Annotated in this window: 22 protein-coding genes, 7 tRNA genes and 1 pseudogene; 25 read left to right on the forward strand and 5 right to left on the reverse strand. The window is 41.1% G+C overall.

Annotated elements, in window-relative coordinates:
* The first annotated feature begins 2 nt into the window (after window positions 1–2).
* From ndoA to ACWJJ4_RS13135, 10 genes are all read left to right on the forward strand, one after another.
* Entirely contained in the window at window positions 3–353 is a 351-nt protein-coding gene (ndoA, locus tag ACWJJ4_RS13090) for a type II toxin-antitoxin system endoribonuclease NdoA (protein WP_003156187.1), read from the forward strand.
* A gap of 117 nt (window positions 354–470) precedes the next feature.
* The gene (locus ACWJJ4_RS13095) at window positions 471–1,292 is read left to right on the forward strand and encodes an STAS domain-containing protein (protein WP_003156182.1); all 822 of its coding nucleotides are present in this window, start codon (window positions 471–473) and stop codon (window positions 1,290–1,292) included.
* 4 nt (window positions 1,293–1,296) lie between these two features.
* Window positions 1,297–1,662, forward strand: coding sequence for an RsbT antagonist protein RsbS (gene rsbS, locus ACWJJ4_RS13100; protein ID WP_003156180.1), 366 nt, complete (start codon window positions 1,297–1,299; stop codon window positions 1,660–1,662).
* 2 nt (window positions 1,663–1,664) lie between these two features.
* Window positions 1,665–2,066 carry an anti-sigma regulatory factor gene (locus ACWJJ4_RS13105; protein WP_003156178.1) on the forward strand — a complete coding sequence of 134 codons (402 nt, stop codon included), beginning with the start codon at window positions 1,665–1,667 and terminating at the stop codon, window positions 2,064–2,066.
* Window positions 2,067–2,077: 11 nt separating this feature from the next.
* Window positions 2,078–3,085 carry a PP2C family protein-serine/threonine phosphatase gene (locus tag ACWJJ4_RS13110; RefSeq protein WP_003156177.1) on the forward strand — a complete coding sequence of 336 codons (1,008 nt, stop codon included), beginning with the start codon at window positions 2,078–2,080 and terminating at the stop codon, window positions 3,083–3,085.
* A gap of 63 nt (window positions 3,086–3,148) precedes the next feature.
* The gene (gene rsbV, locus ACWJJ4_RS13115; RefSeq protein ID WP_003156176.1) at window positions 3,149–3,478 is read left to right on the forward strand and encodes an anti-sigma factor antagonist RsbV; all 330 of its coding nucleotides are present in this window, start codon (window positions 3,149–3,151) and stop codon (window positions 3,476–3,478) included.
* On the forward strand, window positions 3,475–3,957 hold the full coding sequence (rsbW, locus tag ACWJJ4_RS13120; RefSeq protein ID WP_003156173.1) for an anti-sigma B factor RsbW: 483 nt from the start codon (window positions 3,475–3,477) through the stop codon (window positions 3,955–3,957). The genes rsbV and rsbW overlap by 4 nt, the downstream gene beginning before the upstream one ends.
* Window positions 3,923–4,711, forward strand: a complete 789-nt coding sequence (gene sigB / locus ACWJJ4_RS13125; RefSeq protein ID WP_003156171.1) for an RNA polymerase sigma factor SigB — start codon at window positions 3,923–3,925, stop codon at window positions 4,709–4,711. The genes rsbW and sigB overlap by 35 nt, the downstream gene beginning before the upstream one ends.
* Entirely contained in the window at window positions 4,711–5,313 is a 603-nt protein-coding gene (locus tag ACWJJ4_RS13130) for a PP2C family serine/threonine-protein phosphatase (RefSeq protein WP_230014744.1), read from the forward strand. The genes sigB and ACWJJ4_RS13130 overlap by 1 nt, the downstream gene beginning before the upstream one ends.
* A gap of 72 nt (window positions 5,314–5,385) precedes the next feature.
* Complete coding sequence (locus ACWJJ4_RS13135; protein WP_172614470.1) at window positions 5,386–7,545, forward strand: Tex family protein; 2,160 nt, start codon at window positions 5,386–5,388, stop codon at window positions 7,543–7,545.
* Window positions 7,546–7,554: 9 nt separating this feature from the next.
* Here ACWJJ4_RS13135 and cmpA read toward each other — a convergent pair whose 3' ends face one another.
* Window positions 7,555–7,668, reverse strand: a complete 114-nt coding sequence (cmpA, locus tag ACWJJ4_RS13140) for a cortex morphogenetic protein CmpA (protein ID WP_003156164.1) — start codon at window positions 7,666–7,668, stop codon at window positions 7,555–7,557.
* Between the two features lie 99 nt (window positions 7,669–7,767).
* On the opposite strand from cmpA, the gene ACWJJ4_RS13145 reads away from it, so the two are divergent.
* The 8 genes from ACWJJ4_RS13145 (at window position 7,768) to ACWJJ4_RS13180 (ending at window position 9,053) form a co-directional block, all read left to right on the forward strand.
* A complete protein-coding gene (locus ACWJJ4_RS13145) occupies window positions 7,768–8,217 on the forward strand; it encodes a SprT family protein (protein ID WP_369614647.1) in 450 nt (149 codons plus the stop codon).
* Between the two features lie 135 nt (window positions 8,218–8,352).
* Window positions 8,353–8,427 (forward strand) — tRNA-Asn (locus tag ACWJJ4_RS13150).
* Between the two features lie 4 nt (window positions 8,428–8,431).
* A tRNA-Ser gene (locus ACWJJ4_RS13155) sits at window positions 8,432–8,522 on the forward strand.
* Window positions 8,523–8,541: 19 nt separating this feature from the next.
* Window positions 8,542–8,616 (forward strand) — tRNA-Glu (locus tag ACWJJ4_RS13160).
* Between the two features lie 11 nt (window positions 8,617–8,627).
* A tRNA-Gln gene (locus ACWJJ4_RS13165) sits at window positions 8,628–8,702 on the forward strand.
* A 33-nt stretch (window positions 8,703–8,735) separates the two neighbouring features.
* Window positions 8,736–8,811, forward strand: a tRNA-Lys gene (locus ACWJJ4_RS13170).
* Between the two features lie 8 nt (window positions 8,812–8,819).
* Window positions 8,820–8,901 (forward strand) — tRNA-Leu (locus ACWJJ4_RS13175).
* Window positions 8,902–8,969: 68 nt separating this feature from the next.
* A tRNA-Leu gene (locus ACWJJ4_RS13180) sits at window positions 8,970–9,053 on the forward strand.
* Window positions 9,054–9,547: 494 nt separating this feature from the next.
* On the opposite strand, the gene ACWJJ4_RS13185 is transcribed toward ACWJJ4_RS13180, so the two are convergent.
* Entirely contained in the window at window positions 9,548–9,997 is a 450-nt protein-coding gene (locus ACWJJ4_RS13185) for a hypothetical protein (RefSeq protein ID WP_326359014.1), read from the reverse strand.
* 849 nt (window positions 9,998–10,846) lie between these two features.
* Between ACWJJ4_RS13185 and ACWJJ4_RS13190 the strand changes: the two genes are divergently transcribed.
* From ACWJJ4_RS13190 to ACWJJ4_RS13200, 3 genes and pseudogenes are all read left to right on the forward strand, one after another.
* Window positions 10,847–11,650 (forward strand): alpha/beta fold hydrolase, encoded by an 804-nt coding sequence (locus ACWJJ4_RS13190; protein WP_326359012.1) that lies wholly within the window; start codon window positions 10,847–10,849, stop codon window positions 11,648–11,650.
* Between the two features lie 624 nt (window positions 11,651–12,274).
* Window positions 12,275–12,641 (forward strand): annotated as a pseudogene (locus tag ACWJJ4_RS13195) (BCCT family transporter); the annotation flags it as partial.
* A 38-nt stretch (window positions 12,642–12,679) separates the two neighbouring features.
* On the forward strand, window positions 12,680–14,083 hold the full coding sequence (locus tag ACWJJ4_RS13200; protein WP_060563133.1) for an MFS transporter: 1,404 nt from the start codon (window positions 12,680–12,682) through the stop codon (window positions 14,081–14,083).
* Window positions 14,084–14,643: 560 nt separating this feature from the next.
* Here ACWJJ4_RS13200 and ACWJJ4_RS13205 read toward each other — a convergent pair.
* Both ACWJJ4_RS13205 and ACWJJ4_RS13210 read right to left on the reverse strand, forming a co-directional pair.
* Window positions 14,644–15,591: an alpha/beta hydrolase gene (locus tag ACWJJ4_RS13205; RefSeq protein WP_060563134.1), complete on the reverse strand. Its 948-nt coding sequence runs from the start codon at window positions 15,589–15,591 to the stop codon at window positions 14,644–14,646.
* A 91-nt stretch (window positions 15,592–15,682) separates the two neighbouring features.
* Window positions 15,683–16,102, reverse strand: a complete 420-nt coding sequence (locus ACWJJ4_RS13210; protein WP_416406080.1) for an organic hydroperoxide resistance protein — start codon at window positions 16,100–16,102, stop codon at window positions 15,683–15,685.
* 341 nt (window positions 16,103–16,443) lie between these two features.
* On the opposite strand from ACWJJ4_RS13210, the gene ACWJJ4_RS13215 reads away from it, so the two are divergent.
* Together ACWJJ4_RS13215 and ACWJJ4_RS13220 are read left to right on the forward strand one after the other, a co-directional pair.
* Entirely contained in the window at window positions 16,444–16,881 is a 438-nt protein-coding gene (locus ACWJJ4_RS13215; protein WP_003156155.1) for a MarR family winged helix-turn-helix transcriptional regulator, read from the forward strand.
* Between the two features lie 198 nt (window positions 16,882–17,079).
* Window positions 17,080–17,244: a cystatin-like fold lipoprotein gene (locus tag ACWJJ4_RS13220; protein ID WP_370649026.1), complete on the forward strand. Its 165-nt coding sequence runs from the start codon at window positions 17,080–17,082 to the stop codon at window positions 17,242–17,244.
* A 120-nt stretch (window positions 17,245–17,364) separates the two neighbouring features.
* Here the strand turns inward: ACWJJ4_RS13220 and ACWJJ4_RS13225 are convergent, their stop codons facing one another.
* Window positions 17,365–17,808: an Rrf2 family transcriptional regulator gene (locus ACWJJ4_RS13225; protein WP_025853722.1), complete on the reverse strand. Its 444-nt coding sequence runs from the start codon at window positions 17,806–17,808 to the stop codon at window positions 17,365–17,367.
* 198 nt (window positions 17,809–18,006) lie between these two features.
* On the opposite strand from ACWJJ4_RS13225, the gene ACWJJ4_RS13230 reads away from it, so the two are divergent.
* Together ACWJJ4_RS13230 and cspC are read left to right on the forward strand one after the other, a co-directional pair.
* Entirely contained in the window at window positions 18,007–18,645 is a 639-nt protein-coding gene (locus ACWJJ4_RS13230; RefSeq protein WP_101562752.1) for an NAD(P)-dependent oxidoreductase, read from the forward strand.
* Window positions 18,646–19,206: 561 nt separating this feature from the next.
* Window positions 19,207–19,410 (forward strand): cold shock protein CspC, encoded by a 204-nt coding sequence (gene cspC, locus ACWJJ4_RS13235; protein WP_003156143.1) that lies wholly within the window; start codon window positions 19,207–19,209, stop codon window positions 19,408–19,410.
* Window positions 19,411–19,528: the final 118 nt, after the last annotated feature.

The following is a 19,528-nucleotide window of genomic DNA, read 5'->3' on the forward strand; positions in this document are numbered from 1 at the left end:
TTTTGATTGTAAAGCGCGGCGATGTTTATTTTGCTGATTTATCTCCTGTTGTTGGCTCAGAGCAAGGCGGCGTACGCCCGGTTTTAGTGATCCAGAATGATATCGGAAATCGCTTTAGCCCGACTGCTATTGTTGCAGCCATAACAGCCCAAATACAGAAAGCGAAATTACCAACCCACGTCGAAATTGATGCAAAACGCTACGGTTTTGAAAGAGATTCCGTTATTTTGCTGGAGCAAATTCGGACGATTGACAAGCAAAGATTAACGGATAAAATAACTCATCTGGATGATGAAATGATGGATAAGGTTGATGAAGCCCTGCAAATCAGTTTGGCACTCATTGATTTTTAGTCATATTTTGGTTGCTCATATAGAGCAACTTTTTTTGTTTTCGAAAAACATAAGCGCTATAATAAAGAGATAATCAAACAAAATTTGTTGTTTTGTGTCGGGAGGTCAGTGAAACCCATGTCGAATCAGAAAGTGTATCAGTTCATTATTGATCAGCATGATGAACTGCTTGATACTTGGACAGCCAAACTAAAAGAAGTAGGCAATCAGGAAGACTATCAGCTTACGAATCACATATGTGAAAACATTTGTAAAGACTATATAGACATTCTTTTATTATCGACAAAAAATGACGAGGCTACGGAAGAGCAGATCAGTGAACTCGCACTGCGCGCCGTTCAGCTCGGCCTGTCGCTGAAACTTCTTTCAGCCACCCTGTCAGAGTTTTGGAAACTGCTTTACGAAACGATGGTCGACCTTAATATGGCCGATCAGGACAGAGCAGATTTGATTTTGGAAATAGACAGCTTTTTCAATCCGATCAACACGGAAATTTTAAATCAGTATTCTATCTCCTGGGAAAAAACGGTTACTTTGCAAAAAATCGCGCTTCAGGAATTGTCGGCTCCGCTGATCCCGGTATTTGAGCATGTAACGGTCATGCCGCTTGTCGGGACGATTGATACGGAGCGTGCAAAGCATATTATGGAAAATCTGTTAAACGGCGTCGTAAAGCACCGTTCACAGGTTGTATTAATTGATATTACGGGCGTGCCGGTCGTTGATACGATGGTGGCGCACCATATTATTCAGGCATCAGAAGCGGTGCGGCTTGTCGGCGCGAAATGTCTGCTCGTCGGAATCCGTCCGGAAATCGCGCAGACGATCGTTAATCTGGGAATTGATTTGTCGCAGGTTATTACGAAGAATACCCTTCAAAAAGGAATTCAAACAGCGCTTGAAATGACAAATCGAAAAATCGTTTCATTGGGGGAATAACATTGTGAGACATCCAAAAATCCCGATCCTGAAACTGTATAACTGCTTATTGGTATCCATCCAATGGGAGCTTGACGACCAGACAGCTTTGCATTTTCAAGAAGATCTGCTGAACAAAATCTATGAAACCGGCGCAAACGGGGTCGTCATTGACCTGACATCCGTTGACATGATCGATTCATTTATCGCGAAAGTGCTCGGCGATGTCATCACCATGTCTAAATTGATGGGTGCAAAGGTCGTATTGACGGGAATTCAGCCGGCTGTGGCGGTCACATTGATTGAACTCGGAATCTCACTTGAGGAAATCGAAACGGCGCTCGATTTAGAGCAAGGGCTTGAGACATTGAAGCGGGAATTGGGGGAATAGCGATGAACGACCAATCCTGTGTGAAAATCATGACAGAATGGGATATCGTAGCCGCCAGACAGCTTGGCCGCAACGTTGCGAAGGAATTAGGCTTCGGCACGGTGGACCAGGCCAGAATCACGACGGCTATCTCAGAATTGGCCAGAAACATTTACTTATATGCAGGCAAGGGCCAGGTCAGCATAGAACAAGTAAACGACAGAGGGAAAAAAGGCCTTAAAATTATAGCAGAAGACAAAGGACCCGGAATCCCCGACATCCGTAAAGTGATGGAAGACGGCTTTTCAACGTCAGGCGGACTGGGAGCGGGACTTCCGGGCGTCAAAAGGCTGATGGACGAATTCAGCCTGCAATCTGTTGCAGAGGAAGGAACAGAGATTCAAGCCGTAAAATGGCTTCGGTAGGAGGTTAGAACGTGGATTTCAGGGAGGTTATAGAGCAGCGGTATCATCAGCTGCTTAGCCGATATATAGCCGAATTAACAGAAACATCTTTATATCAAGCCCAAAAATTCAGCCGAAAAACGATTGAACATCAGGTTCCTCCGGAGGAGATCATCAGCATCCACCGAAAAGTGGTAAAGGAACTGTATCCGGATCTGCCGGAAGATGTTTTTCATTCGCTGGATTTTTTAATAGAAGTCATGATTGGCTACGGGATGGCTTATCAGGAACACCAAAGTCTGAGAGATATCCAGCAGGAGCTTCGTTCAGAAATTGAAATTGCCGCAAATGTTCAGCAGACGCTGCTGGGCACAAAAATTCCTGAAGAAGAAGAGCTGGATATCGGGGCGATCAGCGTCCCCGCCAAGCAAATGAGCGGGGACTATTATCACTTTGTCAAAGACAAGGAATCGATTAACATCGCGATAGCCGATGTCATCGGAAAAGGAATACCCGCCGCATTGTGCATGTCGATGATCAAGTATGCCATGGACTCTCTTCCGGAGATCGGCATTCACCCCTCCCAAGTGCTGAAAAATCTTAACCGCGTTGTAGAACAGAACGTGGACTCAAGCATGTTTATCACCATGTTTTACGCAAACTACAATACGAAAAATCACCAATTTACATATGCTTCTGCGGGGCATGAACCGGGCTTCTACTACTCTGAAAAAGAAAAAAAGTTTTATGATCTGGAGGCAAAAGGATTGGTGCTGGGAATTTCCCAGGATTTTGATTACAGCCAATATGAACAGCACATGGACGAAGGAGACATGATCGTTCTTTTTTCTGACGGCGTCACCGAATGCCGCACCGAAAACGGTTTCTTAGAACGCAGCGACATTCAGCGCATGCTGGAAGAACATATGGATTGCTCCGCGCAGGATATGGTCAAAAATATTTACGACAGCCTGCTGAGACTTCAGGACTTTCAGCTTCATGACGATTTTACGTTAATTGTTTTGAAAAGAAAGGTTTAAAAAAACAGCAGCACGGGTAAAAAGCCATTAGCACGAGTAAGGATAACTTTCAGAGGTGATACGATGAATTTAACGGTAGATATGAAGGAGAATCTTTCAGATATACAAATCAATATCGCTGGAGAAATCGATGTATACTCAGCTCCGGTGGTTCGTGAAAAGCTGATGCCCCTGGCAAACGAGGGGAAGGACATGAGAATCTGCTTAAAAGATGTAAATTATATGGACAGTACGGGTTTAGGCGTTTTTGTAGGCGTGTTTAAAACGGTGAGCAAGGAAGGCGGCTCTCTGAAGCTTGAGAATCTTTCCGACCGGCTCGTCCGTCTGTTTGAAATTACGGGGCTTAAGGACATCATCGACATTTCGGCAAAGTCAGAAGGTGGCGTGCAATGAGTACATCAGTTGATTATATAGAGATGAAAATTCCGGCCGAACCGGAATATGTAGGAATCGTCAGGCTTACGTTATCAGGAGTCGCCAGCAGAATGGGCTATACCTATGATGACATTGAAGATTTGAAAATCGCTGTCAGCGAAGCTTGTACAAACGCTGTCCAGCATGCATACAAAGATGAAAATAAGGGAGAAGTATCCGTGCGGTTCGGTGTGTTTGAGGATCGGCTGGAGGTCATTGTCGCCGATCAGGGAGACAGCTTTGATTTTGATCAGAAGCAGCAGGATCTCGGGCCGTACACACCTTCGCACACAGTCGATCAATTGTCAGAAGGAGGGCTCGGTCTGTATTTAATGGAAACGCTCATGGATGAAGTCAAAGTTCAAAGCAACTCTGGCGTAACCGTGGCGATGACAAAGTATTTAAATGGGGAGCGAGTTGATCATGGCACAACCATCAAAAACTACGAAACTAACTAAAGATGAAGTTGATCGGCTCATACGCGACTTTCAAACACATGATAATAAAGAAGCCCAGGAAACACTCGTCGAGGTGTATACCAATCTCGTCGAAATGCTGGCAAAGAAATATTCAAAAGGAAAAAGCTTTCACGAAGACCTCCGCCAGGTCGGGATGATCGGACTTCTCGGAGCCATTAAACGGTATGATCCCGAGGTCGGCAAATCCTTTGAAGCATTTGCGATTCCGACCATCATCGGCGAGATCAAACGCTTCCTCAGGGATAAAACATGGAGCGTACACGTCCCGAGACGGATTAAAGAACTCGGGCCGCGCATTAAAATGGCGGTGGATCAGCTGACGACAGAGACGCAGCGGTCGCCGAAAGTCGAAGAAATCGCAGCCTTTCTCGATGTGTCAGAAGAGGAAGTGCTTGAAACGATGGAGATGGGAAAAAGCTATCAGGCGCTTTCTGTCGATCACAGCATCGAAGCGGATGCGGACGGAAGCACCGTCACGATTTTAGATATCGTCGGGTCGCAGGAGGAAGGATACGAACGCGTCAACCAGCAGATGATGATCAAAAGCGTGCTTCATGTGCTGTCCGACCGCGAAAAACAGATTATCGATCTAACATTTGTGCAAAATAAAAGCCAAAAAGAAACAGGGGACATTCTCGGAATATCTCAAATGCACGTCTCGCGCCTGCAGCGGAAAGCGGTGAAAAAACTGAGAGAGGCCTTGATTGGAGATCCCTCCATGGAGCTAATGTAATGATTCAGGTTGAAGAAAATGAACATGTTCAAACTCTCGTATACCAATTAAATAAAGAAGGCAAGTCCATATGCGGCGACAGCTTTTTTATGAAGGCGAATGAAGAAGAATTAGTTTGCGCGGTAGCGGACGGTCTCGGCAGCGGATCTCTTGCCAACGAATCCTCGTCAGCCATTAAAGATATCGTGGAAACGTATGCGGATGAGGATGTGGAAAGCATCATTGAGCGCTGCAATCAAGCGATGAAAAACAAAAGAGGGGCGACTGCCTCCATCTTAAAAATCAATTTCATCAAAAGGGAATTGACATACTGCTCGATCGGCAACGTCCGTTTCTTCCTGCACTCCCCATCAGGCGAAGTCTTTCATCCGCTGCCGATTTCGGGTTACCTCTCAGGCAAACCGCAAAGATACAAAACGTATACGTCATCATACGAAAAAGGGGCGACATTCATCATCTACACGGATGGGCTTGAGGTTCCGCATATCCGCACCTGCTTAAAGCAGGGACACTCAATAGAAGATATATCAAAATCACTTCATCCGTACACAACATCCAGACGTGATGATTTGACCTATATTCTCGGGCAGCTTTTATCGTAAGGCTGCTTTTTTTATGTTCCGCCGTTTTTTGATACACTAGAGAAAGAAAGAAGAGATGGAGGCTTTTGTGATATGGAAACGTTAGCCCTTTTGAAAAAACAAATTGCTGAAGAAACAGCGTTATCCCAAAAACATGTCGAAAGTGTCATCCGCCTGCTGGAAGACGGCAATACCGTCCCGTTTATTGCGCGGTACCGAAAAGAGCAGACCGGCTCAATGGACGAGGTGCAGATTCAGGCAATCTCCGAGCGGTGGCAATACATACAAAACCTGACGCAGCGGAAAGAAGAAGTCATCAGATTGATCTCTGAGCAGGACAAGCTGACGGACGGGCTGAAGCAAAAAATCGAGCAAGCGGTGAAGCTTCAGGAAGTCGAGGATTTATACCGCCCCTTCAAACAAAAACGGAAAACAAAAGCCACCGTCGCCAAAAGCAAAGGCCTTGAACCGCTTGCGGACTATATTCTTTCTCTCCCGAAAGAAAACCGCCTTCACGACGTCGCTGATCAATATATCAGTGCAGAAAAAGAAGTCGCTTCAAGAGAGGAAGCCATTGAAGGCGCGAAGCACATCATAGCCGAACAAATCTCGGATGATCCTCATTTCAGAAAGTGGATCCGCCAGGAAACGTATAAAAAAGGAATTCTCACTTCCGCGGCAGGCAAGTCAGCCGCAGATGACGAGAAAAACGTCTATGAAATGTACTACGAGTACGAAGAGCCGATCCAAAAGGTCGTTCCTCACAGAGTGCTTGCGATGAACCGCGGTGAAAAAGAAGGCATTTTAAAGATTGCGATCGAACCGCCCGCCGATCAGATAAAAGCTTATTTAGAAAAGCAAATCATCAAACACCGTGAAACACCTGTGAAAGAAACGCTGAAAGAAGCCATTGAGGACAGTTACAAGCGCCTGATCCAGCCGGCTATTGAGCGTGACATCCGCAAAGAGCTGTCAGAAAAAGCAGACGCCCAGGCGATCCATATTTTCGCTGAAAACCTGCGTAAGCTCCTGCTGCAGCCGCCGATGAAGGGAAAAGTCGTGCTCGGCGTCGATCCGGCCTTCCGTACGGGGTGCAAACTGGCAGTCGTTGATGAGACGGGAAAAGTGCTGAAAATCGACGTCATTTACCCGCACGCTCCCGTCAAAAAGACAGCGGAAGCCCGGAAAAAAATCAAAGAATTGCTGGACCAGTACGAAGTCGAGGTTGTGGCGATCGGAAACGGCACGGCATCACGGGAGACAGAGCAATTCGTCGTTGATGTGCTGAAAGAAACAGAGCGGGACATTTATTATGTCATCGTCAATGAGGCCGGAGCAAGCGTGTATTCCGCATCAGAAATCGCCCGTGAGGAATTTCCGGATTTTCAGGTCGAAGAGCGCAGCGCCGTCTCCATCGCGCGGAGATTGCAGGACCCGCTGGCCGAGCTTGTGAAAATTGATCCTAAATCCGTCGGTGTCGGGCAATACCAGCATGATGTCAGCCAAAAGCATTTAAACGAATCTCTCCGTTTTGTCGTAGAGACCGTCGTCAACCAAGTCGGGGTGAATGTCAATACAGCATCAGCCGCGCTGCTTCAATATGTAGCCGGGTTATCCAAAACCGTTGCCGGCAATATCGTCAAAAAAAGGGAAGAGCTCGGAAAATTTACAAACCGCAAAGAGCTGAAAGAAATCCCGCGTCTCGGCGCAAAAACATATGAACAGTGCATCGGCTTTTTGAGAGTGCCCGGAGGACGGGAGCCGCTCGACCGCACCGGAATACACCCGGAAAGCTATAAAGAGACAAAGGCGCTGCTCAAAAAACTGCAGCTCACTGCGGATCAGATCGGAAGCGCGGACGCAAAAGAGAAAATAAGCGCATTGCCGCTGTCTGAAACGGCTGAAGAGCTCGGTATAGGGGAGATTACGCTTGCGGATATTTGCGGGCAGCTGACAAGGCCGGAGCGAGACCCTCGTGACGAAGTGCCGAAGCCTTTGCTGAAAAAAGACGTTCTGCAGCTTGAGGATTTAAAGGAAGGAATGGAATTGCAGGGCACCGTCCGCAACGTTGTGGACTTCGGCGCTTTCGTCGATATCGGTGTCAAGCAGGACGGGCTTGTGCACATCTCAAAACTGAGCAATCAATTCGTCAAACATCCTCTCGACGTCGTATCGGTCGGAGACATCGTCACCGTATGGGTCGAAGGGGTGGACGTGCAAAAAGGCAGAGTGTCGCTGTCTATGGTAAAATAAAAGCACTGCTTACGAGCAGTGTTTTTTTCTGTAGAAATACCAGCACTGGTTCAGCAGTTTGATTTGGTAATTGTCCTTTTCTAAAAACGCTTTTTGCATTTGTTTCATCAGCCAATTCGGCATGGCTCATTCCTCCTCAGCTTTTAGTTAGAGGTCGGTTTTAACACATTGTATGCGAACGGTGAATTGTCCCGTTCAATGTTTTTAAAGCGGGGTGCACATATGGATAACGAACAACTTCAAAAGCTGACGGAAGACATCTCTGCACAGGATTTCGGAAAGCCGTTCCGTCACCGGGCCTTTTTCAATGACCGGCTGAAAACGACAGGCGGCCGCTACATGCTGTCTTCCCATAACATCGAATTAAACCGAAAATATCTTCTCGAACACGGGCGGAGCGAGCTGGAAGGCATCATCAAACACGAGCTGTGCCATTACCATCTTCACCTTGAAGGAAAAGGGTACAAGCACAGAGACAAAGATTTCAGAGACCTGCTTCAGAAAGTCGGAGCGCCAAGATTCTGCACGCCGCTGCAAACCAAAAAGACACAAAAGAAAACATATATGTATAGTTGCACGGCCTGCGGCCAACAGTATATAAAGAAGCGGGCAATGAACCCGGAAAGATATGCCTGCGGAAAATGCAGAGGAAAAATCAAAAGAATTTTTTAAAAAGGCTTGACTCATCTCAATGATCTGTGTTAAATTATAAAAGTCGTTGAGAGACAACGATACTTTCTCAAAAAAATAAATGTTGCTTATTGACACAATATGTCGCATCATTTATAATGAAGAAAGTCTGATTATTCCACAGTAGCTCAGTGGTAGAGCTATCGGCTGTTAACCGATCGGTCGCAGGTTCGAATCCTGCCTGTGGAGCCATTATGGAGAAGTACTCAAGTGGCTGAAGAGGCGCCCCTGCTAAGGGTGTAGGTCGCGTAAGCGGCGCGAGGGTTCAAATCCCTCCTTCTCCGCCAGATAAGTTCTCAACCAGACGGCCCGTTGGTCAAGCGGTTAAGACACCGCCCTTTCACGGCGGTAACACGGGTTCGAATCCCGTACGGGTCACCATTTACCTTCGTTGGGCTATAGCCAAGCGGTAAGGCAACGGACTTTGACTCCGTCATGCGTTGGTTCGAATCCAGCTAGCCCAGCCATTTTATTTAAAAATTTTGAATCACTTTTAGAGCGAGCCATTAGCTCAGTTGGTAGAGCATCTGACTTTTAATCAGAGGGTCGAAGGTTCGAGTCCTTCATGGCTCACCACTTGTCACGCGGGTGTGGCGGAATTGGCAGACGCGCTAGACTTAGGATCTAGTGTCTTACGACGTGGGGGTTCGAGTCCCTTCACCCGCACTTTCTTTTCAAAGTGATGATGATCATCACTAGCTTATATGCTTAGTGGAAAGACAGCTTCATAGCACGCGGTCGTGGCGGAATGGCAGACGCGCTAGGTTGAGGGCCTAGTGGGTGAATAACCCGTGGAGGTTCAAGTCCTCTCGGCCGCATCAATGATACCAAGGATAATAGAGATCCTTGGTATTTTTTTGTTTGTAGAAAATTTGTCTGTTACTGCCCACTTACTTATAGTCAGTCACCTAGTTTGATGCCCTTCGTTTTTTATTTTACTTATCTTGGTGAGTGGTCAAGGTTTCTTTACTCCCATTTACTGTCCAGAAAATATGAAAAAACATCAAAAAAGGTGTAAATAATGATAATGAGCGCTGTATAACCCTTAAATATAGGACATGATAATATTTCATAAGGCTGAGGGGAAAAGAGCAAGAAAAGCAGGAGCAGAAAATTGGAGAAAGTTATTACTAATCGGTTTGATTTGCATCATATAGGATTTAATACAAAAACCTTTTATTTCCAGAAAAAGAGAAGATGAAAAACCTGGAGTGAATTTATCTCTAAATTACAGAAAATAAGGATCTATTTGTAAAACTAAAAAATGATGAAATTACGGAAAGGTAATAAGTGATTACCTTTCCGTAATTCGTTAATTATTTCTTTGGGCAATTTTATATTTCATCTTAACACTGCCACCTTTAGCCGTTGGTGAAGCTGTAAATGTGTAATTGTATGTCCAACCGAACCAACCATTTTTAACCTCAGCAGAAATGTTGCCTTGCTTGCCTGGTGCGATGGTTCTTGAGACTTTTCCATCAATTGATATTTTTATGTCATTACTCCCATTATTTGAAATCCAGAAGTTCACTTGTGCTCCGTCATTCTCATCTAATTCGAACTCCCGACTCCAGCTTGATTGATCAACAGTGTCCTCTGAAACCTCCTTGTCTAGAGCTTTGAATACTCCACTTGTAACTGCATAATTTTTCGGCGATACACTTGTAGTCGACTCCGCAAAAGCAGGTATAGTACAAGTTCCAACAATTACACCAGCTATCAGAGTCGATGTTACTCCTTTGAAAATGGATTTAAGATTCACGATCAAGCACTCCTTTTAATTTCATTTATTACACATACATATTCGCATGCACAATACAAATAATACCATGTAAAATAATTACAGTAAACGTTCTTTTGGATAATAATGTTTGTAACTCAACTTTTGTACCCCAAACATCCCAAATCAGACAAGTAAACCTTGATATAGCTAGGTAAGTGGAAATTGCGATCTTCTTATTGAGGTACTGCTACTAGCAAAGATTTTCCGATACCCGCAAAACGCAAAAACTATCGCACCTAGTGGGCGAGACTGCATTACTTCTCTTGTTAGTGGTTTCTTAGGTCTTAGCTGAAATTACAAATTTAAAGGTAATATTTTCAGTGATTTTTGAAAACAGGTGGAAATGAAGATAAAGAATGCTTTATTTACAAGGTTTATGTAATACTTGATACGTTTTCATTAGGTTGAGGGCCCAGCGGGTGAATAACCCGTGAAGGTTCAAGTCCTCTCGGCCGCATCTCAATAATACCAAGGGTAATAGAGAGATCCTTGGTATTTTTTTGCGCTTATTTTTAAATGATCTACTGCCCACAAACTGTCCACTTACCTAAAGTTCAAAGTGATCAAAATACTCAACGTATCTGGACAATACTTTGCTTGGTTCTTATTTGTCGATAGTCGCCGTGACGAAAGCACTGAACAACATATTAAAGAGATTCTTTTAATATGACGGACACATATGACAGTTTGCGATTGTCAAAATTCAATGTATTACCCTTGTTCAACTTACCAAGTTCAGTTAAAAGTTTGTTAAAATTGTGATAAATGCATGAAAGGATTAAATGTTCATATCGAAACATTAGGATTACAGGGAAGGGGAACAAATACATGTCGATTTACCATAAAGTAATTGGAGATGGATATCCGATCGTTATGTTGCATGGTTGGACACTTGACCATCAGGTGATGTTACATGCAATGGAACCGTTATTCGAGAAACGAAGCGGTTGGAAGAGAATATACATAGACTTACCAGGTATGGGACATTCTAAGCCACAACCGTCTATTCAGAACTCTGATGATGTTTTAGAAGCGATATTGCGTCTTTTGGACGAGATTATTCCTGATCAACAGTTTATTGTTTGTGGTAATTCATATGGAGGGTACATTGCCAGAGGTATCGTTCGTTCACGTAAGGAAACAGTTCGTGGATTACTGCTGATGGCACCATTAACTATACCCGAATTCGATGAAAGGGTAGTACCGCAGAAGACTGTTCTAAAAAGAGACAGCGACTTGATATCACATTTGTCTTCAGAGGAGGCTGATGAATTTTGCTCTATGGGGATTGTGCAAGGTAAAACTGAATGGGAGAGGTTTCGGGATGAAATTTTACTTCCATCTAAACAAACAAATTATGAATTCGTAAACAACATTCGTCAAAATGGATATGGGTTTACCTTCGATATTTCATCTAAACTTGAGTATCCCACGCTAATTATCACAGGGCGTCAGGACAATGTAGTCGGATACCATGATGCGTGGCGATTAATAGAAGATTACCCAAGGGCAACTTTTGCAGTGCTTGATATGGCTGGTCACAACCTGCAAATCGAACAAACCGATGTATTTAATTCATTGGTTCACAACTGGTTAAACAGACTTGAGTCGGAAAATTTTTTATCGGTATAACTTTCCATAAGTGTGAGTTTACTGTTACAATCCCAATTAATTAAACAATAATTAAGATAAGGAATATTGGGGTTTTCTATCATGTTTAGCAATTATTAGTATTTACTGTTATTGAGGGTAATTTAATCATTGATTAAAAATAAAACCATTATTTCATACCCGGTGCTACTTATTTCTGTTGTAGTCTGTATACTGATTAATAGGTAAAGAAAGTCGAAAAGGTATATGAAATTCTTCATACAAATTAAAGTTTTGAATGAAAGAGCAGGATTACTCCTGCTCTTTTTCTTTCTAATTGGGCTAGATTAAACGCAGACGGTTATTCCTTGGGAAAACAAAAAAATTTCTTCTATCCATTGACTAGCTTGGCTTTAGCCTGGTTTCTATCACCCCGTTGGGCTTGTCAGGTTTTAAAAAGGTATGCTACGTTTATAGTGTTTTGTTTCACCTGATTGTGGGGTAATAAAGATAGAATCAGTAAATAATTCTTAGGAACGACCTCAATCTTATAATAAACATATTGGAAGACGTAATGGAAGATCTAAAATAAAGGTTTAGGATACTTTGAAGAAATAAAAGTTTTTTTTCGATTGTGATCATATTCACAATAGAGCTGTATGAAGGGGAATCATTTCTCCAAATAGTCTGCAGAAAATACCAACCACAGCCCAAGGATATCTCACTAACCGCTTAGGCTGGTATTATCTGTTGGCTGTTTCTCTTTTTGTTGCTTCTTGTATTATTTTTAGCCCAATCGGCAAAAATAAGTTAAGGAAACCAGCGAAAACACTTAATTTCATCCTTCTTTCCTGGTTTACAATGTTATTTGGCGCTGATATGGATATTAGTCTAGTCTTTTAAGGTACAGTTGAACCAATCAGCCACTATGCCGTTAGCTCTCCATCAGGTGAAACAGAAACCCCCGGACTTTTAGAGAAGCATTACGCTACACATTCTGGGACTGCATGCTCGGACCGTTTATGCGCTTGTATAATGTGGATTTGATAATTAAGGAGTCGATATTATTAAATGAAGTTTAACAAGAAAAAAATTAACGTTGTAGACATTCAAAAAGCGAAGAAAAGCGTGTTTGCTACAGGGATAGGAAACGCGATGGAATGGTTTGATTTTGCTTTATATTCTTATTTGGCAGTTATTATTAGTAAAAACTTTTTCAGTCCGGTTCAAAACGATGAATTAAAGTTAATATTTACTTTTGCTACATTTGCAATTGCCTTCTTACTTAGACCGGTAGGCGGAATTATTTTTGGTAAAATGGGTGATAAATTTGGTCGGAAAATGGTATTAACAATTACTATTTTAATGATGGCTTTATCTACTTTAATAATTGGTGTGCTTCCTACCTATGATCAGATTGGTGTATGGGCCCCTATATTATTACTCTTCGCCCGTATTCTGCAAGGCTTTTCTGTGGGTGGAGAGTACGCTGGGGCAATGGTATATATCGCAGAATCTTCTCCAGATAATAAACGTATAAGGTTAGGCAGCGGTTTAGAAATCGGCACATTATCTGGTTATATAGTAGCTTCTGTTTTAGTTACAGTACTTTTCTGGACTTTATCTGATGTTCAAATGAATAGTTGGGGATGGAGAATTCCTTTCTTCTTAAGTATTCCAATAGGATTATTTGGTTTATATTTGAGAAGTCATTTAGATGAATCACCAATCTTTGAAAATGACATCTCTGAAAACCAAGAACAACAACCAGGTTTATTTGAAGTCATTAAAACATATAAAAAAGATATCTTTTTATGTATCGTATTTGTGGCATTTTTCAATATAACCAATTACCTATTGTTAGGGTATATGCCTTCTTATTTAGATGAGAACCTTGGTATAAGTGATAATATAAGTACACCGGTTACAGCAATTGTATTGATTATTATGGTACCGTTCGCTTTAACTTTTGGTAAACTGGGAGATAAATTAGGAAATAAAAAAGTTATAGCAATTGGATTAGTATTAGGAATTGTATTTTCGATTATCTCTTTCCAATTTCTTAATATGGGGAATATAACTTTCTTATTTATAGGACTTTTAATGTTAGGTATTGTATTATCTGTATACGAAGGTACTATGCCAGGATCTTTACCTACGTTGTTCCATACGGACATTAGATATCGTACATTATCCTGGACATTCAACTTATCAGTTTCTATTTTTGGCGGAACAACACCTTTAGTTGCTTCTTGGTTAACCCATGTGACAAGAAACAATTTGGCGCCGGGTTTCTATTTATTGGCAGTCAGTTTAATTGGCTTAATAGTTGTGTTAACCTTATTTAAAGATACTTCAGGTAAATCTTTAAAAGGTTCATACCCAACAGTTGCTTCTAAAGCTGAGTTTCAAGAAGCTGTTGAAAATCCAAAAGATTCACTGTGGTGGAAAATGGAACAAACAGAAAAGGAATGAAAAAAACATCCATTTAATTGAACGACTACTCGAAATACAGACTCAGAATAAGCTGGGATTATCCGAGCAGCAATGACTGCAGCTCTTTTATATTCTGGAGGGCTCACTGCTTTGCAAAAGCAGCGTTGCTATTCTCGATCGTCATTATTTTATTGGTTGTGTCCTAATAATAAAACATTGACGCAAGAACGAAGAGAAATTAAAAGGTCCGGGCAATACAGCAAAATAAGAAGCTTTGTTATGCCAGTTCTTCTCCCGAAGGAGAGCTGGCTTTTTATTTTCTATATGGGGTCCAAAGCAGAAAACGAGAACTTGTACGCTAACTAATCAACAAAGGTTTTTTGGATATGAAGAGGGTGAAGTGGTGAAAAAATGGAGTTTGTTGTGGAGTTAGCTTTTCAATTAGGGGGACATCTCAACAACAAAATAATAACCAGCCCGATTAAAAAGCTCATCAAAAGTTCCATTATTCCAATATACGATCCACTCAATTATTTGAGTGGATCTGTTTGTTTTTTATTTATTTGCAGCAGTCTCTATGTGACGAAACAATAAATGGATTAAAACCCTTTACGCAGCCAGGTTGCGGCGAGATCAATTGCTCCGCGCGCAGCTTCAGTTTTAGCTAAGGCGTTGAGCATCACGAAATCGTGAATGATACCTTGGAAACGTACGGCAGTGACCGGAACACCAGCTTCACGAAGTTTATTGGCATATGCTTCTCCCTCGTCACGAAGTACATCAGCTTCAGCTGTGATAATCAATGCAGGTGGAAGCCCTTGAAGCTGCTCAGCAGTTGCACGCAGAGGTGATGCTGTAATTTCAGCACGCTCGTTCGAATTGGTTGTGTACTGATCCCAAAACCACATCATCGCGTCCTTGCGTAAAAAGTATCCCGCAGCAAACTGTTGATAGGATTCCGTATCGAAAGAAGCGTCTGTTACCGGATAGAAAAGTAATTGTTGCCGGATATTCAAGTCACCTCGTGCTTTGGCCATTAGCGTGACAGCAGCAGCCATATTGCCTCCAACACTATCACCTGCAATTGTTAGACTCTCGGGAATCATGCCGTTCTCACGGCCATTTTCAGATGCCCACTTCACTACTGCATAGATTTCTTCAATGGCTGTCGGATATTTTGCTTCTGGAGATAAGGTGTAATTTGGAAAGACAATAGCAGCTTGTGCTCCGACTGCTAGCTCACGGATGAGCCGATCATGTGTATGCTCATTACCAAATACCCAGCCGGCCCCATGAATGTACACGATGACAGGAAGGTGCGCAGGTGCATTCTGCGGGCGCATTATTCTTACTGATACCTGTCCGCTCGGTCCTCCTGAAATCATAATATCTTCAATATCAACTGGCAGTTTATCAATTGGGTCAGATTGAACCTCATCTACAGCTTCTCGTCCTTTCTCAGGTCCAAGGTCGAATAGATAGGGTGGGTTCGCGGTTGCTTCTGCAAATTCTTGAGCTGCTTTTTCTAATTGTACTTTCTTTAACATCAATCTCACTCCTTATTTGAAGGTTGGTCACCTATATGTTTTAATCAAAATTTTTTTATTCCATTACCTATTGATCTTGGCAACTTTCGTCTTATATTGCTGTTGTAATGATTTGTACATCAATATTTCCGCGAGTAGCTTTAGAATATGGACATACTTGATGAGCTGCACGTGTTAATTCTTCCGCTTGCTCTTGAGATACCCCTTGAATTTCCACCTCCAGAACAACTCCGATTTTATAACCATTATCACTTTCATCTTTTAATAAACTTACTTTACCGGTAACAGCTGATTCGATTTTTAATCGTTGTCTCTGGGCTGCTAAATGAAGAGCACTGTCATAACAAGCTGAATAGCCTGCCGCAAATAATTGTTCTGGATTTGTAGCAGTGGATACTTGATTTGGTTTTGGCATAGCTAAATCCAAATCAATAATAAGATCATTAGATGTTACATGACCTTCTCTTCCGCCTTTTGTTGTAGCTTCTGCTGTAAAATATACTGTCATCATCAAACACTCCTATAAATTAAATTTAACACAATTGAATTTTAATCAATATAACAAGCGTTGTCAATTAAATTTTTGAAAATTAAATTGTTCTCAATTGAAATTCGCAATTAAAATCCTCTAAATGATTGATTAGACTAAAATAAAGAACAGTTTTCGGCAGTTTAAAGTTAGTGTACATAATAACCACATTGAGAAAATAGGAGATCATATTATTGGTGATAGATTCTTTCTGATTTTGCATAAGTTATGATTAATTAAATTGTTAGTCATTCAATTTTACTTAATGTAATTCTTATGCTATTATGTGTAGTAATGAATATAAATATTGTGAGGGATTTAACATGAAGAATGATAAATTACTGTTAAGTAATCATCTATGTTTTGCGATTTATGCAGCTTCCCGTGAAATGATAAAGTTATACCATCCTCTCTTAAAAGAATTAGGAATTACGTATCCACAGTATTTGGTTCTTCTTGTTTTATGGGAGAAGGAAAAAATATCTGTTAAAGGTTTAGGCGAAGAATTATATCTGGACTCCGGAACATTAACTCCAGTTTTAAAACGACTTGAGGAGCGAGGTCTTATTATAAGAGAGCGTTCAAAAGAGGATGAACGAAGTGTAATTATTACGTTAACAACTGAAGGGAATGAGTTTAAAGAAAAAGTCACAATGATCCCTAATGCAGTATTTGATAAAACCGGTTGTAATGAAGAAGAAATTAAAAGTTATAACAAGGAAATTCGTAATTTACTTCACATGCTGACAACTGAGCAATAGTTTTGTGAATATAGATGGTGGCCCAGCGGGTGATAACCTGCGGAGGTTCAAGTCCTCTCGGCCGATCCCAATGACACCAAGGGTTTTGACACCTTTGGTATTTTTTGTTTATAGACTTACTATAGTAGGTCGTATGATTTGTCAGTCACCTTCATCCTTCTGCTGACTGCGTGCGGCGGTAGTAAATAGGATAATGCAATTAATGAAGTGATTAAGCAGGAGAAGAAAGTCAGAAAAGAAATGCGAGCAGATTCTGATGAGTACAAAAGAGATAACGCCATAATTTCTGTATATGATGACGGGAAGTATATTCAGCTTGCGTTTTATCAGCCAGAAGAAAGTTCTCGCAAGCTTACTGCTTAAAAAGCCATTTTTCAATCAAAAAATCAATATCAATTCGGGGCTGGATTCAATATAACCCAGTCCCTTTTTGTTTTATTGATTTTTTATCCCCAGTCTGATAAAAGATTTTCTGTGAATCATTTAACAATTATCGGCCGATTTTTCTTTTTCAATAATATCCTTTACCACATCCTCAATTGTTATATGTCCAAGAGCTTTTTCCAAGGCAGATTGGGCGATTTCAAATATTGGACCAATTGTACTTTGAATGTTCCGGCCTACAGGACATTGAGGATTGGGATTTTCATGTATACTAAACAATTCTTTATCTTGAACAACATTTACTGCTCTATAAACATCAAGTAAGGTGATTTCAGTTAAATCCTTCGCTAATTCAGCTCCTGCAATACCTGGCCGTACATTTACTAAACCTGCTTTTTTCAGCATCCCCATAATTTTTCTTATTAAGGCGGGATTTGTATTTACACTTCCAGCTAAAAATTCAGAAGTGCTAATTCCGTCTTCATTTATTTCAATAAGAGCCAATATATGAATTCCTACAGCAAAACGGCTGCTAATAGACATGATTTCTTCACCATCCTAATTACTTTACACTCTTTATAGTACACTTGTAACTGAATGTATTACAAGTTTATTTCACTCTAATATGCTCAATTAACAAGATGATAAAAGTATTGACAAATAAATAAGGTGTAACTAAAATTATTACATGTAATCAATTTGGTTACATTTAAAATTTTGAATGATTAGGGGGACTTTAAATTGAAAATTGGAATCATTGGTGCAACCGGAAAAGCTGGAAGTCTTATCTTGAAAGAAGCGGTAAGCAGGGGACATGAAGTAACTGCAATTGTAAGAGATGCTGCAAAACTTAAAGAGGAAAAGATCTCAATCATTGAAAAAAATATAATTGATCTGACATCGGATGATCTAAAAAAGTTAGATGTAGTAGTTAATGCCTTCGGAGCTCCATTAGGAGAAGAACAGGCACATGTAGATGCTGGCCGGGCATTAATTAGGGCATTAAAAGGAATGGGGACAAGAGCCGTAATTGTAGGCGGAGCAGGGAGTCTTTATGTAGACGAAAATAAAACTGTCAGTGTAATGGATACACCAGATTTCCCGGAGATTTTTATTCCAACAGCTAAAGGGCAAGGTCGTAACTTGCAAGAGCTAAAGGAGACTTCTGATATTAACTGGACATTTATCAGTCCTTCAGCGGTATTTGACCCAGACGGGAAAAGAACTGGGTTTTATCAGTCAGGAAAAGATCATCTTCTTGTGAATTCGAAAGGCGAAAGTTATATCAGCTATGCAGACTATGCAATTGCAGTATTGGATGAAATAGAAAATCCAAAACATATAAATGAACGCTTTACAGTTGTGGGAGAAGCTGAATAAGTTATTGAGTAAGAAACAAAGGTGCCATTAGCGTCATTGCTAATGGCATTTTCCTTTTAAGAATGTACGGAGACATTGAAAACTTTGCAATCAGAGTAGCTGATTATTTTTATGAAAAAGGGGATTTATCATGTTCCAATGAATATTATCGAACTGATGACAGAGCAGGTGCTTAGTGAGTTGGATCAAAAAAATACGTATAAATAGCTCTGACTAAAACCTTTGCGGGTTAGTTAGAGCTTTTGTAAACCCACTCGTTTTCATGAGTGGGCTTTTTAAAAATACACCTCTCAACATGATATTTATTATTAAGTACGGTAAGGGGTCCGTCAAAACTTCTAAATTACAAATGAAGGTTCTCACTAAAAAACCTGCCGCACGTTTAACAAATAAAACATGAATGAACATATTATTAATTTGCAGTTATTTCCGTTTCGTGCTATGATAAAGGAGAATTATTTTTGTTCGTGTAAAGGATAGTATGAATATCGACTTTTCGTCTTGATGATACTTTGGGCAAGGATAGTAATACAATGTGTAATACACTAGGAGGCAACAAAAATGGAACAAGGTACAGTTAAATGGTTTAATGCAGAAAAAGGTTTTGGATTTATCGAACGTGAAAATGGAGACGATGTATTCGTACACTTTTCTGCAATCCAAAGTGACGGATTCAAATCTTTAGACGAAGGTCAAAAAGTAACGTTTGACGTTGAGCAAGGTGCTCGTGGAGCTCAAGCTGCTAACGTTCAAAAAACTGCTTAATCTTCAATCGTTTATACAAACAGGCTCTTTATATAGGGCCTGTTTTTTTATGTTCTCTGTATCATACTGAATAAAAAACCCTACTCAACGTTCGAGTAGGGACAGATGCTACAAGGTA

The sequence above is a fragment of the Bacillus sp. JK62 genome, from assembly GCF_053663455.1.